The 17,855-nt window shown below is 27.1% G+C and carries 14 protein-coding genes, 1 tRNA gene and 2 rRNA genes; 13 read left to right on the forward strand and 4 right to left on the reverse strand.

Features of this window, described 5'->3' with window-relative positions; translation table 4 throughout:
- The 8 genes from ACWXVO_RS02480 to recO all read left to right on the forward strand — a co-directional run bounded on the left by ACWXVO_RS02480 (position 1) and on the right by recO (position 8,750).
- Positions 1–522 carry a hypothetical protein gene (locus ACWXVO_RS02480; RefSeq protein ID WP_456002410.1) on the forward strand — a complete coding sequence of 174 codons (522 nt, stop codon included), beginning with the start codon at positions 1–3 and terminating at the stop codon, positions 520–522.
- A 63-nt stretch (positions 523–585) separates the two neighbouring features.
- Complete coding sequence (locus tag ACWXVO_RS02485) at positions 586–1,029, forward strand: hypothetical protein (RefSeq protein WP_456002413.1); 444 nt, start codon at positions 586–588, stop codon at positions 1,027–1,029.
- Positions 986–1,270 (forward strand): hypothetical protein, encoded by a 285-nt coding sequence (locus ACWXVO_RS02490; protein ID WP_456002416.1) that lies wholly within the window; start codon positions 986–988, stop codon positions 1,268–1,270. The genes ACWXVO_RS02485 and ACWXVO_RS02490 overlap by 44 nt, the downstream gene beginning before the upstream one ends.
- Positions 1,271–1,310: 40 nt before the next feature.
- Complete coding sequence (locus tag ACWXVO_RS02495) at positions 1,311–3,902, forward strand: hypothetical protein (RefSeq protein ID WP_456002419.1); 2,592 nt, start codon at positions 1,311–1,313, stop codon at positions 3,900–3,902.
- Positions 3,903–4,233: 331 nt separating this feature from the next.
- Positions 4,234–4,337: ribosomal RNA gene (rrf, locus tag ACWXVO_RS02500) — 5S ribosomal RNA — on the forward strand.
- A 394-nt stretch (positions 4,338–4,731) separates the two neighbouring features.
- Positions 4,732–7,245: a hypothetical protein gene (locus ACWXVO_RS02505; protein ID WP_456002423.1), complete on the forward strand. Its 2,514-nt coding sequence runs from the start codon at positions 4,732–4,734 to the stop codon at positions 7,243–7,245.
- A 693-nt stretch (positions 7,246–7,938) separates the two neighbouring features.
- A 5S ribosomal RNA gene (gene rrf / locus ACWXVO_RS02510) occupies positions 7,939–8,042 on the forward strand.
- Positions 8,043–8,084: 42 nt separating this feature from the next.
- The gene (recO, locus tag ACWXVO_RS02515) at positions 8,085–8,750 is read left to right on the forward strand and encodes a DNA repair protein RecO (protein WP_444704991.1); all 666 of its coding nucleotides are present in this window, start codon (positions 8,085–8,087) and stop codon (positions 8,748–8,750) included.
- Between the two features lie 6 nt (positions 8,751–8,756).
- On the opposite strand, the gene ACWXVO_RS02520 is transcribed toward recO, so the two are convergent.
- Entirely contained in the window at positions 8,757–10,604 is a 1,848-nt protein-coding gene (locus ACWXVO_RS02520) for an RNase J family beta-CASP ribonuclease (protein ID WP_438340617.1), read from the reverse strand.
- A 115-nt stretch (positions 10,605–10,719) separates the two neighbouring features.
- On the opposite strand from ACWXVO_RS02520, the gene ACWXVO_RS02525 reads away from it, so the two are divergent.
- From ACWXVO_RS02525 to arcC, 4 genes are all read left to right on the forward strand, one after another.
- Positions 10,720–11,166 (forward strand): hypothetical protein, encoded by a 447-nt coding sequence (locus ACWXVO_RS02525; RefSeq protein ID WP_456002426.1) that lies wholly within the window; start codon positions 10,720–10,722, stop codon positions 11,164–11,166.
- Positions 11,159–11,638, forward strand: a complete 480-nt coding sequence (locus ACWXVO_RS02530; protein WP_444704993.1) for a large conductance mechanosensitive channel protein MscL — start codon at positions 11,159–11,161, stop codon at positions 11,636–11,638. Before ACWXVO_RS02525 ends, ACWXVO_RS02530 begins: the two co-directional genes overlap by 8 nt.
- 247 nt (positions 11,639–11,885) lie before the next feature.
- Positions 11,886–12,929, forward strand: coding sequence for an ornithine carbamoyltransferase (gene argF, locus ACWXVO_RS02535; RefSeq protein ID WP_438340620.1), 1,044 nt, complete (start codon positions 11,886–11,888; stop codon positions 12,927–12,929).
- Positions 12,930–12,931: 2 nt separating this feature from the next.
- Positions 12,932–13,867 (forward strand): carbamate kinase, encoded by a 936-nt coding sequence (gene arcC, locus ACWXVO_RS02540; RefSeq protein WP_438340621.1) that lies wholly within the window; start codon positions 12,932–12,934, stop codon positions 13,865–13,867.
- Between the two features lie 40 nt (positions 13,868–13,907).
- Here the strand turns inward: arcC and rlmB are convergent, their stop codons facing one another.
- Both rlmB and ACWXVO_RS02550 read right to left on the reverse strand, forming a co-directional pair.
- Entirely contained in the window at positions 13,908–14,612 is a 705-nt protein-coding gene (gene rlmB, locus ACWXVO_RS02545; RefSeq protein ID WP_444704994.1) for a 23S rRNA (guanosine(2251)-2'-O)-methyltransferase RlmB, read from the reverse strand.
- The gene (locus ACWXVO_RS02550) at positions 14,612–15,820 is read right to left on the reverse strand and encodes a class I tRNA ligase family protein (RefSeq protein WP_438340623.1); all 1,209 of its coding nucleotides are present in this window, start codon (positions 15,818–15,820) and stop codon (positions 14,612–14,614) included. Before ACWXVO_RS02550 ends, rlmB begins: the two co-directional genes overlap by 1 nt.
- Positions 15,821–15,878: 58 nt before the next feature.
- On the opposite strand from ACWXVO_RS02550, the gene argS reads away from it, so the two are divergent.
- The gene (gene argS / locus ACWXVO_RS02555; protein WP_444704995.1) at positions 15,879–17,513 is read left to right on the forward strand and encodes an arginine--tRNA ligase; all 1,635 of its coding nucleotides are present in this window, start codon (positions 15,879–15,881) and stop codon (positions 17,511–17,513) included.
- Between the two features lie 82 nt (positions 17,514–17,595).
- Here the strand turns inward: argS and ACWXVO_RS02560 are convergent.
- Positions 17,596–17,689, reverse strand: a tRNA-Ser gene (locus ACWXVO_RS02560).
- Positions 17,690–17,855: the final 166 nt, after the last annotated feature.

The following is a 17,855-nucleotide window of genomic DNA, read 5'->3' on the forward strand; positions in this document are numbered from 1 at the left end:
ATGCTGAATTATGCAAAAAAAGAAGTTAATTTAGCACATCGCAACCAATGAGGCTATAGAAAAAAGATTTACAACAATGATTTAATTATCAATTATGAAAAAATATGAAAGCAAAAAATTATTGCTGGAACAAAAAATAGTTCTTGTAATTCATATATGTCTTACTGTTTGTTTTATGAAAGGAAAGCTAATGTAAAAATATCATATAGCCAATTAACAAAAAGACTTACACAAAGCGGATTTCTAAGTGCTTTTGCTCATAAAAATACAATAAAAAGACAAAAAACTTTTGTAAAAAAATATATACCTTATAAGCCAAATATTTTGCCTAAAGAAAAGATTGCAAAACCAACCATAATCTCAAAAAAAAGAAAATTAGTAAATATGGGCGAATGTGTTGAACTTGATGGATCTATTCATTTTTTTGTTGATCAAACCTTATGAACAATTGTTGCATGTATCAATGTTTCAGCTTCAAAAGTTTTATCATTTTATTTTGATAAAAAAAGCGTAAATCAGTAAAGGGTTATTAAATTATTATTCAAAATATGATTAATAAATATGGAATACCAAAAGTAATGATTAGTGATAATAGAATGAATTTTCATAAATAGCCTTGAATCTAGCGCTATTTTGTATGATGCAGTCACAAAATTAGGTACTGAATTTATAACAACATCAGTATCTAATGAAAAACCACATATAGAAAGTTTTTGGAGAATTGCACATAATAGAATTCCAATATTCTTAAAAGATAGAAATATTAAAACAAACCAAGACGCTAATAAATATAGACACGAAATTATTGCAATGCTTAATGATATAAAAACAAGAAAATCAATTACCGATTCTGAAAAAAATGAATTTAGAAAACCAAACAGCGCAACTCTTGAAGCTTATTTTGATTTGCCAATTAAAAGACAAATTTTTAATGGAATTGTAACATTTAAAAATAAAAGTCACATAAAAAAATGATGCAACTTTTATGATCGGTGCAGATCAACAATACTATTTTCACATAAACAATAAAAGATATAAAGCTTTTGAATTAAATGAAAATGACATTCAAATGTATGAGAAAATAGCATATAGTAAAAAGCTTCCTCTTGAAATATCGGTGGTTAAAAAAATTGTGAAACACCAAGAAGCCGGATATTACTACAATCAAATGTTATCTAAAAAAACAGAAATTTTAGAATCTTTTGTTAAAACTGGTCTTATTTCACAAAGAGAAATAGATTTAATGCGATCAATTAATGATATTTTTTAAATATTAAAGATATAAAATAAAAAAGATATAAAATAAAAAAATGAAAGAAATTAACGCTATTAAAATTTTTAAAAAATTAAAAAAAAGTCTTAATTATTTTGATAATTACAAATTATTAAATGACAAAGGTATAACAACTCTTTATGATCTCGCAAAAACTCTTGATAGCGAAATATATGAGTTGGATTTGCAATATTATAAAATTCAGGAAATTATTGAATTAAAAAAGAAAGCAATAAGATTAAATCCTTTAATGTTTTTAAGTCCTGAAGGTATTTTTGAATATGAATCTAAAATATATTATGATTTTAAAATACATGATTTAATAAACGCAGAAAATTACGAAAGTAAACATTGTTCATTACGTAAAATAACCAATCTGTCGGAATTAATAAGATCTCTTAATGATCCTCTAAATACTAAATTCTTTAATAAAAAAATGAATAATTTGCTAAATAAAATAGAACTTCAAACCAAAGAACATTATGATTTGCTTTATGCTAAAGGTAAAGAAGTTTACATTCTTTGAAATTTAATATTCAAAACAAAAATTGAGTTAGATGATAATTTAATAAATTTTATATTAACAAATTTAGAGCATATAAAAATTAATCCAAATATGCTAATTTCTGAATATATACAATCTTATATAAGCATTCAAAGTGGTTATGTCGATATAAAAAAATTCGAAGAGATTATAAAAAATTTTTCAATTTATAAACAGTATATTAACAATTATTTAAAAATGTCTGACAAATATAAAATTGAAGGCGATCTAGTTTGCCTGATAAAAAAATCTTTTTTTGAATCTAATGAATTAGTAGAAAAAGTCTTTAAACACAAGGAATATTTAAAGAATTTAAATGACTTTAGATTTCAATATAAATCATTAAGGATATGTCTTGAAAAAAATGACTTAGTATTTTCAGAAAATGAATATCTGCATTTAATTGAAAATTACGTTATTAGCAAGGAATATTTAATTCAGTTCTTTGACCTTACTGAAAGACAAATTCAATATCTATCAGCTATAAAAAATCAAAAAACAGTCAAAAAAGAATTATATTATGCACTCAATGACGAAAACATTCCCGAAAGCTACAAGATAATTATTAAACAGATATTAGAAAAAAGCAATGATTATTTAACTGAGGTTGATGGAAAAATACTAAGAGCTAATAAACTTGCCGTTTTGGAACATATAATTAGTTTGCACAAAGACGAAACATTATCAATTAAATATTTATGAGTTCAATATTTTGAATTTTTAAAAAATCTCGACCTTTCGGATAATAGATATAATTATATGGTGGAAGGCTTAACTTTACATACTTTTGAAGCAAATTTAGGAAGAATGGATAATCTTATTCTGAATCTATACAGAAGATATAGATTCTATAATTTTTCAAAATATGATTTTAATAAGTTTTTTGAGCACATTAAATTTAATCAAATGAATAACATAATTATATCTACGAAATATTTTATTCAAAAGTATCCCGAAATAATGCAACAATATGATATTAAAAATGAATATGATTTACACAGTATAATAAAATATTTAAAGTCAAGAAATATAATTGAGTTAAATTGCATCCTTCAAAGAATGCCGTACTTGCAATTTGGAAATATAACCGAGGACCAACAACTTTATAAATATATAAAAATGTGACAACCGATTAAATATGATAATTTTATAGAAAAGTATTGCTCTCAATTGGGTTTTAATTTTGACTCAATAAGAAATAATTGCTATGCATTTCTGCAAAAAATTTTAGATAAAAACGGCTACTTGGAAGTTTCAAATAACCAAGAAATATCAGTTGAAAATATTGAAAAACTTAAAATGTTAACTAAAGAAGATTTGTATACTAAAGAAGCATTAATCAAGATTATTAAGTCATTTTTAACTCAAAATTATGCCGTTAATGATTTTATGATCAAAAAATTAGGATTTAATTTAAATGATAATTTTGCATATAAAAGCAATTATAAGAGCTTAGCATCTTTTATCAGGTATGTTATAAAAGATTTTGAGGTCTTTACTTTTAAGGATGTTTTAGACTTTTTAAACATAAATAAAAGAACTGAAAAAACGCAGGCTATAAACGCATCCTTTGAAAAAGTTAAACAAAATTTAGATATTATAAGATGAGATAAAAGCAAGTATTCATATATCAGTATTGACTATTTAAATAAAACTTATGGAATATCTAAAGAATTAATTAACGATTTTAAAAATTCTGCTCTTTTGCAAATAAAATCAACTTTTTTTAACATAACAAGTCTTGTCAATGAAGGTTTTAATCATAAACTTTTAGAATTTAGATTTAGTGCCGAGTTTTATAATGACATAATATCAAAAGACAATTCAATTATTAAATTAAACGCATTAAGCGATATTATGTATTATAAAACCAAGGAAAAAAGCAACATTGATTTTGTTGATTTTTTGAATAATATTAAAAGCGACTTTCTCAAAGAAATTGATTCTAATGAAATTATAATAGACAAACTAAGAGACTATATCAATAGAAAATTTGGAATTAACTATAAAATTAATTACTTAATTGAAAAAGTAAAAAAATCCAATTATAATTTCAACCCTATTAAGTTAAAAATCTATAAATAAATCACAAATTTAAATACAACGCCTAAATATAAAATATTTAAGTGTTGTATTTTTAAAAAAGTTGTTAATTCTCAATCAAATCGCAACACTTTTATAGTTTAAAAATGTTCATTAAACCTATGATATCAAATTTATTTTTTAAGACTTAAAAATTAGACCAGTAATCAGGAAAAATTGGTAGTGTAGTAAATTTTATGTAAATTTATCTCCTACTTGCTTTTTGAGTAAGAAATTTGAGAATTGCAATATAGTATAAAATGATTGAGAATTTACATAATGGATATTTTTTTAAAAAAAATGAATATAAAAAAAATTAGTATATAATTATATCCATAGCAACCATAACGAAGGGGCCCACCTGATTCCATTCCGAACTCAGCAGTTAAGACCTTCCGTGCCGAAAATACCATAAGGGAAGATAGGTCGTTGCTTTTTTTTTATTTCCTTTTTTACTTTAAGCATTGTAGGTAACTAAAAACTGATATTTATAAATTTATGAAATAATAATCTTCATGTTTTAAAAAAATATAAAAAAGTTATAACTAATTACTTTGGTAATTTCATTCTATTTACTATATAATATAGTTAATGATTGATTATATAAAATGTTATTTCCACATTTTAATGTAATAAAAAAGTTCTTAAAATAAGATAGATTTGAATATTTGCAATACAAATCAATCAGTTAACATGTAAATTTTAATTTAATTCGAGACTAATTTTAATTCTTAAAATAATAAATTTTTTTTATAAAAAAGTTAATATTTTTCAAATTTTGGAATTAGTTATTTTTAAATAAATTTAAACATAAAATAAATGAGGTGTTTTTATGAGGTTATTTAATTTATTGTTGAATGTGTTTTCGAGCGTTTTAATTCCAACAACCCCTGCCGTAATTAGTCGCCAGAGTGAGGATGTTCAAAATAAACAAGAGATTTTAGAAGCAAAAGATAGGACCACTGATATTCTTGATAATTCAATAATTCATAAGCCAACATCTGATGAAATCGAGAATTTGGACGATTTAAATATTTTTTATTCTACAATGACTTTAAAAACGCAATATAACTTGTTGCATGCCTATAAAGTTTTGAAGAAATTGCTCAAAATTAATGATTCTGCTGAAATTGATGAATTACCATATAAGAAATATAATGATGAATTAAATCTCGTTCCAGATAATAAACTTAACAACGAATTTTCAGAATATAATATCGCATTTTTGTCGTCATCTTGAAAGGATTTTATTCGTTTATTTAAACAAGCTTCGTTTAATTACGAAATTTTTCTTAACGAAGAAATAAAAAAACAAAATATTAATACTGATTCAAAGGCAAAGGAAGAGCCTCGAAAACTTACTATTTTTAACCAATTAGATTCCAAATATGATGATGTGTATTTTATTAGAGTTGTTATTGCTGAATTTGAAGCTCTTGAATTGTTAAAAAATAATAAAAAAAATATGGAAATTGATACTAAAATAATAGATTTATTAAAAGTAGAAGATGGAACAAATCCATCTTCTCCACAGTATGTCAATACCTTAAAAAAAATTATTCCAATTATTACCGAAATAAGAAACATCGCTGGAGAAAGTATAGCTAATAAGCTTTCAAAAGAAGTGGATAAGGAATTAATTAATGACAAGATTAGACTTGAAGCATTAACAGCTGCCGTTAGAGCGAAAGGCTCAGATGAATATGAAAAAGATATTAAACAGCGAGCATTAAATGTTACAAAAAATACCTCAATGGAAGAATTAATTAAACTTAGAGATGATGCTGAAAAAGTGTATGATACATTAAAAAGTAAAGCAGAAGAATCATTCCAAAAACTAAAAGAAAAAATGAGATTTCGTGAGCAAATAGATAATGCATGAAACGTTAAAGTTTTACAAAGAGTATATGGCAAGATTATTAAACAGCAAATTAGTGAGCTTAGAAAAGACACAGAAGCAGTTGTAAAAAAAACTATTGGTTCAGATATGCATAACGATTTTGAATCGCGTTTATCAAATCCAAATTTAACATTAGAACAATTGACTGTTATTTTTGAAGAAGCCAATAATGAATTTATTAATGAAAAAGAAAATGCTACTAAAATAGTAAATTCTATTCTTGATGAAGAAGTCAGAAGAGAAAATATTGAAAAAATAGAAAAATCAAACAATATTACAGAATTAAAAAAAATTGCAGATGAAGCTAAGAAAATTAGAGCAAACGAAGATTTGCTAAACGCAAGAAAAAATGCTAAAGAGGCAGTTGATAAAACAGTTGGTTCATCAAAGCATGATGAATATCAAATGAGATTAGAAAAATCACAAGAGGAAATAGATAAACTTTTAGAATTAATAAAAGAAGCAAATCTTGAATATACTACTAAAAAAACAGAAGTTAACAAGATTTTGGAAAGCCTTGATGATAAAAAAGATTTTGTTGAAAAATTTAATAATGCTAACAATATAGAAAAGTTAGATGAATTGCAGAAAATTTTATTGGTTGAAAAGCAAGAACAAGATTTGGTTAATTTAACTAAAAGAGCACAAAAAGCAGTTGACCAACTTGAAGGTTCTAGTCAATATGATGAATTTAAAAAAATACTTGCTAATGCTAAAGGTGATATGGCTAAACTTCTTAGTGTCGCCGAGAAAGCAGAATCCATTTATAATGTTGAAAAGCAAAAAGTATTAGATATATATAATAAATTATTGGATAAAAAGGATTACCAAGCAAGAATTGACAGCGCAAAAAACATTGAGGCGCTAAAGATTTTATTAAAAGAAATAACCCAAGAAAAAAAGTCGCAGGATAATGCCAAGATAAAAAAAGATGCTGTGGATGCTGTTAATAAGTTAGAAGGTTCTGATATAAAATCTCAATTTGATAAAGAATTAAAAGAAGGCCTTGATGATCCTAAAAAATTAAGTAATATTATTGAAAGAGCTAATAAAGAATTTAGCAAAGAGTTTGAAACAATTAATAAAGAATTAGATAAATTAAATGACTCAAATGTAAAGAAAAAAGAGCTAGAAAAATTAGCTAAAAAAGCTAAAAACATAAAAGAATTAAGAAGCATAAAATTACAAATTCAAAAGGCCATTCTTGAGCAAGAAAACAACAAGAAGGATGATCCAAAAAAAGATAATTCTAAAATGAATCAACCAAAAGAAGAAGAGAAAAACCCTAGTATTCCTAAAAAACCTGATATTTCTAAAAAAGATAGTAAATCTAAGGTTAATGTAGCCGCAATTGCAACCCCACTTGTGGTAATACCAACGTTGGCAGGAGCAAGCGTTGGCACTTGATATATGGTTAAACGCCATAGAAAGAATAAAAAAATGTAATTTTTAATGTATATTAAAATATAGCAAGCATACTAAATAAAAAGATAAAACCTTAGTCATTGCGAAAAGATAATATATAATTGCGCAATAATATTTAAAAAAATAATTTTTATAAAACTAGCTATACGGCTGGTTTTTAATATTATTTTGTTTCTAGTAAGTAGAGAAATAGTTTTGAATAATTAGATAAAGTTAGGATATTATGCAAAGCTTTAAAAAACTAGAATAATATTAATTAAGCTAATTGTTAAAATAATGAAACATAGTTAGAACAAGAAACTTGCGGATTTTCATAAATAAGATATTTGGTTATTTATGAAATACAATTAAAAATATTATAGATATATTTTTTAATATTCTTTATTGACTATCTTGTTAAAACAATAGCAAAAAAATAGAAACATTTTGTATCCAAACCCTTATGCTTTTTAAAATTATGCAAGATGATTTGATATATTGATTGGGAATATAAATTAAGTTACTTTTTTGCGGTAATAAACCCTTATAAGTAAAAAGCATATCTAGATATAATGAATTTTATTTTTACAATAAAATTAATTTTTATTATAAAATAATGTGCAAACATGTTTTGCAATTTCTAATTAAAAAACAAGTTTATCGATATAAAAATAATAATTTTAAAAAAATATTAAAAAATATTATAAAAAAATTTTTTTAATATATAATTATATTTACAGCAACCATAACGAAGGGGCCCACCTGATTCCATTCCGAACTCAGCAGTTAAGACCTTCCGTGCCGAAAATACCATAAGGGAAGATAGGTCGTTGCTTTTTTTATTTTATTTTTTTAAAAAATAGAAAGTAAAATTATATTATATGGTTAATAGAGAATTCGAGACCGAGGGAATAGTTCTAGAAATAATAAATCATGGTGATAATGACGCTATCATCCGAGCTTTGACACAATCGGGTGTTTGTTATTTTTTTGCCAAAGGAATACAAAATGTTGAATCCAAAAATAGAAGAAATTTATTATTATTAGGATTGTCAAATTTTGAATTAATAAGATCGAAATTTGTTGGTAACATGCCTAGACTAAAAAGAGCAACACTAGTTTCGTTTTTTCCATTGCAAGAAACCTTGCAAGATATATTTAATAAAGTTCATTACTTTTTAAAGCGAGCAGGTAAGCAAAACAATAATTTTTTATATGCTAGATATAGGGTTTTTTTAGAAAATGTTGAAAAAAAACCAAACCATAGTTTTATTTATATCTTATTAGCTTTTTTAGATATGTTTGGTTATAGGCAAAATTTAAGCTCATGTGTAGAGTGTGGAGATAAAGAACATATTGTAGATTTTGAATTTTATAAGGGAGGTTTTTTATGCCGAAACCACTCACAAAAAAGTAAGGATATAAATTTATTAAGAGGTTTGTATTGGATTGAAGCTGATTTTGAATATTTTAAGAGTAATATTGATGAAATTGATGTTATACAAATAATAAATATGGTTATTTCTTTTTTAAAAACGATGATATAAAAACCCCTATTCTTCAAGGGGTTTTTCAACTTTTTTAGGTTTTTCTTTTTTAATTTGTTTATTTTTTTTATTTGCTGAGTTTTTTCTTATTATTTTTTTTGGTTTTGAATTTTTGTTTTCAGTTTCAACTTGACTTGATTTTTTAGTATTATTTTCTTTCTGCATCTTTTGTTTATTAATTTCAACTTGATCAACAAGAAGAATAGTAGGAATAATAACAACATTTCTTCTTTTACTTTTATAAAAGAAAGGGTCAAGTCTATCGATAATTAATTGTTTAATTCTAGGTATCGTTCAATCTTTTTCGTTTTTAATTGTGTATAAAACCGCCCCGTGTACAAGTCTTTTTGCGTCTTCTACTAATTGCAATGAGTTTTTAACAAAAAATGCTCCTCTTGATACGATTCTTGGCTTTCCAAGAATTATATTTTTTTCTTTATTAATAGCCATTATTACATGGACAAAACCATTTTGTCCCAATTCCATTCTTTCTTTCATGATTTGTGAATTTGTTTTTGATAGAATGTTTCCATCTATAAATACAGGACCAAAATATACTTTTTCATTTGATAAAGAAATCATATGGTTTTGTAAATAATAAACGTCCCCCAACTTAGCAATAATAATGTTATTTGGTTTGATTCCTGATTCAATTGCTGTATAGCCATGAACCACACTCATTCTAAATTCACCATGATATGGCATGAAATATTTTGGTTTTGTTAATTCAAATATCTTTCGATGTTCATCACGGTATGCATGCCCTGAGGTGTGCAAGTAGCCATCAACACCATTTTCTCTTATAATTGCTCCTAGTTTATATAATCTATTAACTAATAACTCACATTTAGATCTATTTCCTGGTATTGGACTAGATGAAAAAATTATTGTGTCCTTAGGTTTGATTGATATATTTGGGTGTTTATCATATGACATCTTGGCTAGTCCCGCCATTTCTTCACCTTGGGAACCGGTTGTCAAAATTAGTAATTCATTGTCATTATATTTTGAAAGACTTTTTTTATCTATAAAGACTTCATCAGGCGCATTTATATAACCTAATCTTCTACCGATATCAATGTTATCGATCATTGATCTACCAAAAGCAATAACTTTTTTGCCTAATGAAGCACCGAGCTCAATGATTGCTTTTATTCTTGTAAGATTTGATGCAAATGCCGTAATGATGATTTTCTTTTCAGCTTCTAACATATATTTTTTTATGTCTTTTAATATATCGCTTTCTGATGGAGAATGGTTAGGGCGCATGGCGTTAGTTGAATCCGAAAATAAGACATCTAACCCTTCTTCGCCAATCTTTTTTAGTTTTGAGAAATCGGTTAAATTGCCAATAGGTCGATAATCGAATCTAAAATCACCAGTCATCATTAATGATCCATTTGGAGTTTTGATTCTAACACCAAATGCGTCAGGAATTGAATGTTGAGCAGTTCACCAATCAACACTACAATCACCAAAATCAGCCACAAGATCTCGGTTTATTTCAATAAACTGGACATTTACCTTAATTTTCATATCAGAAAACTTAAGTTTTAGATATTGAATAGCAATTCTTGGGGCATAAATTCTTTTTACATTTACTTGTTGAACCAAATATGGAACACCACCGATATGGTCTTCATGCCCGTGTGTTATGAAAAGCCCTTCAATTCTATCCTGGTTTTCAGCTAAATAAGTAAAATCTGGAATTGAACCGTTAATCCCGGTAACAAAACTATCGCAAAACTTAATTCCGGTATCAATAATAAAAATATGTTGGTCATATTCAATTATTAGTGTGCTTTTTCCAATTTCTTGCATTCCGCCTAAACCAAATATTTTTGTTGGTTTCATATTTTAACCCTCCAGATGAAATTATCTTGTGTACTTTATAAAAAAAGGAATTATTAAATAATACTTTATATAATTATATACATTATTAATATTTTTTAAAAATGGAGTAGAAAAAATGAAAAGTGAAGCAAAAATAAGTATAAGTTCATTTATTTTTAAGATTTTTGTTTTTATAGGTCTTATTATTTCTGGATACTTTATTTACACATCCGTGTCTAATTTTCTTGGTTCTGTTAATAACAAATTTGAGAGTTCGGATGTTAACCAGACCTATAAAGGAATAAATGATTTTCTCAATGATATTATTAATCTACTCAAAGAAAATTTAAAATGATTTATTATTCTAGGGTTTTCCTTATTGGGTGCTATCTTAACTTGAATATTAGATGTTATTGTTCTTTCATTTGCTCCATGAAAAACTAATAAATTTGGGAAGACTATTTTGTTTTTATCAACAATTTTTCCTCTTTTTCCTATTTTTTGAATTATATCAATTATAGGGAATTTAGCAATTATAGCCAATAAGAATTCATATAAAAAGAGAGTAAAACAAAATGAATAAAAAAGAATTTGAAGAAAAAAAGAAATATGTAAAAAATGCATTCAAAGATGCTAAAAATGTTGTTAAGCGGGGAAATATGATAATGCTAGCCATAGGGTTATTATTAGGTACCTCGTTTGGCGCTGTAATATCTTCGCTAGCTAAGGATGTTATTCTTGCAGCTATTACTTCTGTTTTTAATGTTAACGAGGTAAAGGACATTAAAATCGGCAATATTCTTATTGGTCAATTTCTTGCGGCACTTATTCAGTTCCTTATTGTTACAGTGGTTATATTTGTAAGCTTATTTTTAGTATATTTGATTAGGAATATCATTCAGTATCACAAGGCAAAAAAATTACCAATAGTTGAAGAAGTTGAAGAGCCAAAACCATTAACTACAGAGGAACTAATTTTAGAAGAACTTAAAAAGATTAATGTTGAACTTGCAAAAAATAAGAAGAGTGATGAAGAGAAATTAGTGCAAGAATAAAACCTAAGAATTGAATTGCAATTTACTGATTTATAGAGTATAAGCTTAATAGCTTATATTTTTTTGTTCTTTTTAAATTTCATTTATTTTTTACTTTAGGCTAAATAAAGCTATAACTATTTAAAAAAATAAAAAAATTGCTATAATTTTAGCGTGTTTTATATAACCAAAAAACACTTAAAAACTATAAAAAGTCTATCTAAAAATATTAAATATATAACCAAATAAACATAGGAGATTTTATAATATGCCAATGAATTTAAAAGGTCGTAGTTTAGATACAGCTCTAAACTTCACAACCGATGAAATCAATTACCTTTTAGATCTTTCTTGAGAATTAAAGAAAGCTAAAATGCAAGGGCTACATATTAACAATCGTCCTTTAACAGGAAAAAACATTGTTATTATGTTCCAAAAAGACTCAACAAGAACACGTTGTGCATTCGAAGTTGCTGCCGCTGATTTAGGGGCAAGCTGTACATACATTGGGCCTACAGGATCTAATTTTGGTAAAAAAGAATCAGTTGAAGATACAGCTATGGTTTTAGGCCAAATGTATGATGGTATTGAATTCCGTGGTTTTAAACAAACAGATGTTGAAGCACTTGCTAAATATTCAGGTGTTCCAGTTTGAAATGGTTTAACCGATGCTGAACACCCAACACAAATGTTAGCTGACTACTTAACATTTAAGGAATTCGTAGGTGATCTAAGAGGAAAGAAAATTGTTTTCGCAGGTGACATTAAAAACAATGTTGCTCGTTCATTAATGATTGGTGCTGCATTCTTTGGTGTTCATATTGTTTTATGTGGTCCTAAATCACAATGAGAAATTGTTAAAAGTGGACCAAACCATAAAGATGTTTATGAAGCTGTTCAAAAACTTTTTGAACGTAACGGTGGATCAGTTTCATTTTCAGATAACAAGATTGAAGCTGCTATGAATGCTGATGCTATTTATACAGACGTTTGAGTATCATTAGGTGAACCATTTGAACTATTTGAATCACGTATTCAAGAACTTGGTGCATTTCAAGTTGATATGGCTATGATGAAAGCAGCAAAAGAAAGTGTTATTTTCTTGCACTGTTTACCTGCATTCCATGATGATAAAACTTTATTCTCATCAGAAATCAAAGAAAAACTTGGACAAAAATACCCAGTTGTTGCAACCGGAGCTATGGAAGTTACTGACGAAGTATTCCAATCAAAATACAATAAATCAATTCAACAAGCTGGAAACCGTATGCACACAATTAAGGCTGTTATTCTAGCTACAATAGGATATTAATTATGAGTAGAATCGTTATTGCCTTAGGTGGGAATGCGTTAGGAAATAATCCTGCAGAACAAAAAGAATTAGTTAAAATTCCTGCGAAAAAAATTGCTGAATTAGTTAAGGCCGGCCATGAAGTTATTGTTGGCCACGGAAATGGGCCACAAGTTGGTATGATTTTCAATGGTTTTGTTAGTGCTGCATCAGTTAATCCTAAATCACCATTAGTTCCTTTACCAGAAGCTGGCGCTATGTCACAAGGATACATTGGATACCATATGGTTAATGCAATTACCAATGCATTTAAGGAAGAAGGATTAGAAGAAAAAGAAGTACTATATCTATTGACTCAAACTTTAGTAGATCCAATGGATCCTGCATTCAAAAATCCTACAAAACCTATTGGTCCTTTCTTTATGACAAGAGAAGAAGCAGAAATGGCTAATCCTAATAGTGTTATTGTTGAAGATGCTGGACGTGGTTTTAGAAAGGTTGTCGCTTCGCCAAAACCAATTAACTTTGTTGGTATTAACCAAATGAAGAACGCTATTGAAGCTGGAGCTACTGTTATCGTTGGTGGTGGTGGTGGTATCCCTACTGTTAAGGATGAAAATGGTTTTATCAATGGAGTTGATGGAGTTATTGACAAGGATTTTGCTTTAGCAAAAATGGCTGCCTTAACAAATGCAGATTACTTCATTGTTTTAACTGCAGTTGACTACGTTAAAGTAAACTACGGAAAACCAGAACAAAAAGATCTAAAACACGCAACAAAAGCTGATCTTGAAAAATACATCGAAGAAAAACAATTTGCTCCTGGAAGTATGTTACCAAAGGTGCAAGCTGCTATTAAGTTTGTTGAAGAAGGCGGAAAGGCTGCATTCATCGGAGATTTAAAAGATTTAGAAGACATTATTGCCGAAAAAATTGGTACAAAAGTTACTTTAAATTAATTTTAAATTTATATATAAAAAAGTTGGGACGCAATCCCAACTATTTTATTTTGCTATTTTTTTGATTGTACAATTCATACAAACAAATAGCGGTAGCAGCAGAAACATTTAATGACTGAACAGAATCAAAATCTTGTTGTATATAAATCACTTCATCTGCATGTTTTAGTAATGTTTTTGATACTCCGCTTTCTTCATTACCCATAATTAAGGCAACAGGAAAGCTAAAACTTGTATTTGATATTGTTTTGGCTTTTTTATCTAGTGCTGTTGCATATATTCAAAAACCATTATTTTTTAAGTTTTCAATAGCCTCAAACAAGCTAGCAACCTTGATGATTTTGATATTTTTGAATCCGCCGGACGAGGTTTTCAAAACAGCCGGAGTTATGTCAACACTTCTGTTTTTAGGTATGATAATATGTCTTATTCCAAAAACATTAGCTGAACGAATTATTGCTCCGAAGTTTTGTGGATCTTGTATATGATCTAAAATTAAAATTGTCTCAGCCTTATCCTTATAAATTGAACCAAGATCATGATAATTAAAACTTTCAATTTCTGCAATGTAACCTTGATGATTACCATTGACTATCTTATTCATTTCACTTGCTGGTAGATAGGTTATATTTTTGACTTTAATTTTATTATTTTGTAATCCCTTTAATAGAAATATCTTTTTAATAGGAAAATCATTTTCAATAGCTTCAAGGACTGAATTTTTTCCATATATAAAGTTCTTCATTATATTAATTTCTTATCCTTTAATATTTTTCTTAGATTATCGGCCTGTATATATTTTTTTTCATCTAATAATTTTTGTCATTGATTATAAAGAGCGAGGTCTTTGCTACTGATTTTTTTATTTGTAAAACTAAAACCAAGAATTTTCATTATTTCTAGGAATGTATTAAAGTTTTCTTCTATTTTTGAAAGTTGTATTATTTCCTTATTTGCTTGCGCAAAATTCAATTTTGCACACAATTTAATTATTTCATCAACTTTATTTTTATTAATTTTATAAGTATTGTTTTTTAATTGGACAGTATTATTAATGACAATAAACTTATTTATAAGTTTCTGCAATGAATCAAATAATTCATCGCTAACATTTATCGGCTTAGCATAATTGGTACTTAATATCATTAGCTTATAAGTATCCGGATGGTATTTTTTTAAAAAATCATGGGGAAAAATAAGATTTCCTATTGACTTAGACATTTTTTGATTCTTATAGTTTAGTGTTCCAAAATGAATTCAGTTGTGTGAAAGAGGCTTATTGTATATTGAATAATGTTGAATATTTTCATTTTCATGGTGCGGAAAAATTAGATCAATACCTCCACCATGGATATCAATAGTTTCGCCTTTGAAATATTTTGATATGAAACAACTACATTCAGTATGTCAACCAGGACGTCCCGGGCCAAAAGGGCTTTCAAATTTTATACCAATATTAGTTTCCTTTCATAAAGCAAAGTCTTGCTTATTTTTTTTATTTAATTCATTATTATCATCATCTGATATTAAATTTTCAATTTTTTGTTTGCTAACAGAACCATAGAATTCCTTAAATTTTAAGACATCAAAAAAAACGTTGCCGCCTACTTTATATGCTGCTTTTTTATCTATCATTTTTTGTATATATTCATACATATCATTTAATGAATCAGTAACTCTAACTATTTTATTTGGCATTTCAAGATTAAACAATTTGAATAAATCAAGATAATATTCTTCATATTTTCTTGCTATTTCTAGTTCGCTTTTGTTTTCATCTATAGCCTTTTTAATAATTTTGTCATCTATATCAGTTATATTATTAAGATAAAATATTTCTTCTCCTAGAAATCTTTGGGCTCTTATAAGGATATCAAATGTAACACATGGTCTTATATTCCCGATATGAGGATAGTTATAAACTGTTGGACCACATAAATAATATTTTTTCATGAAAACATTATATATGATATATCCTTAAAATAAACAATTTATTATATAATAATAAATTATGGAAATTATGGAATCGGCAAAAGAAATTATTATATGTTCAATTAAAGAAGCATTGAACAAATTAAAGATAAATAAACCTGTAGTATTAACGGAGGCTAAAAACTACGGAGATTATTCTACCAATATTGCACTAACATTGCAAAAAGAATTAGGCAAAAAGGCAATTGAAATTGCCCAAGAGATTGTTAAAAATATTGATTTAAATAAATTTAGTCAAATTAGTGAAATTAAAATAGCAGAGCCTGGATTTATTAATTTTTGAGTATCTAATTCAGTTTTTGCAGACACAGTTAATTTAATCAATAAACTTGGAAAAAATTTTGGAAGTCTTTCTAAAGAAGGAAAAGGAAAGATTAATGTAGAATTTGTATCTGCAAACCCTACTGGCTATCTACATATTGGTCATGCTAGAAATGCCGCAATTGGGGCTACACTATGCAACATTTTAGAAAAAGCCGGACACCAAGTTATTAGGGAATATTTGGTAAATGATTATGGTAACCAAATGAATAAATTAGCAGTATCAATTTATTCAAGATATCAACAAATATTTAATCCTTCATATGAACTACCAGAAGATGCTTATCGCGGTGGTGATGTTATAGAATTTGCACAAGCATTTTATGAAATGCATAACGAAGAATATAAGGGTGTAGAATATACACCTGAAATCGAATTATTATTTAGAGATTTTGGTAGAACATTTGCTCTAAAAAATATTGAAGAAGATCTAAAGAAATTTGGTGTGTGATTTGATATATATACTTCAGAAAAAGCGCAATATGAAAATGATTTGGTTTGACCTGCCATAAGAAGATTAAAAACCACCTACGTAAAAGATGGGGCAACATGATTAAAAACCACAAGTGGTGGCAAAGATGATAAGGATAGAGTTATTATTAAAAGAAACGGTGATTCAACCTATCTTTGTGCAGATATTGCTTATCATGAACAAAAATTTAGACAACTTGAAGACTCAGAAAAAGGAATTATTATTGATGTTTGAGGAGCGGATCACTCTGGTTATGTTGAACGTGTCAAGTTTGCGTTTGAAGATCTAGGATACCGTAGAGATCAATTAGAAATTATCTTATTCCAATTAATAAGAGTTATGAAAGACGGCAAAGAAATTAAAATGTCTAAACGTCTGGGAACGTCTTTAACATTAAGAGAATTAATGAATGAAGTTGGCAAGGATGCAATTAGATTTTTCTTGATCGAAAGATCATACAATTCAAAAATTGATTTTGATATTAAAAAAGTTACAAGTACAGATGAATCCAATTCGATGTATATTATTAAATATGCTCATGCTCGTTGTGCTCAATTATTGCAAAAATTTAATTATGTGAACCCTATAGCAACAAATCTAACTGATGAATTTTCACAAAAATTAGTAGCTCAATTGAAGGAATATCCAGACTTAATTAGTACAATGGCTAAAACATACAAGGTTAATTTATTGCCACCATATTTACTAAAATTGGCTAGAGCATTTAATTCATTTTATTCAAATGTTAAGGTTATTGGATCTCAAAACGAGGAAAGCTATGTGGCTTTAGTTAAAGCTATTAAAATAGTTTTATTTGATGCGATGAAGTTAATGGATTTAGAAACTCCTGAAAAAATGTAGCTTTTGTTCTAAAATATAATTATTTAACACCACTTGATTGGTGTTTTTATTGCTTCTAGAGGCCAAAAAAATAAATAAAAAATGGCGGGTAAGAGAGGATTTGAACCTCCGCGGGTGCTTTATACACCCCTACAGTCTTAGCAGGACCGCCTCTTCGACCACTTGAGTACTTACCCATACCTATTTTAAGCATTGTTAATTATATACTAATATAAGTTAATTTATGTGAAATAATAAGGAAGACAAGTAAATATTTATTATTTTATTCTTTTTGGAGGATAAATTTCGTTGTTATAAACTTTAAGGTGCCTTAAAAAGATTTTTAACAAATCCCCAAAATTT

The sequence above is a fragment of the Mycoplasma sp. 1890 genome, from assembly GCF_053851615.1.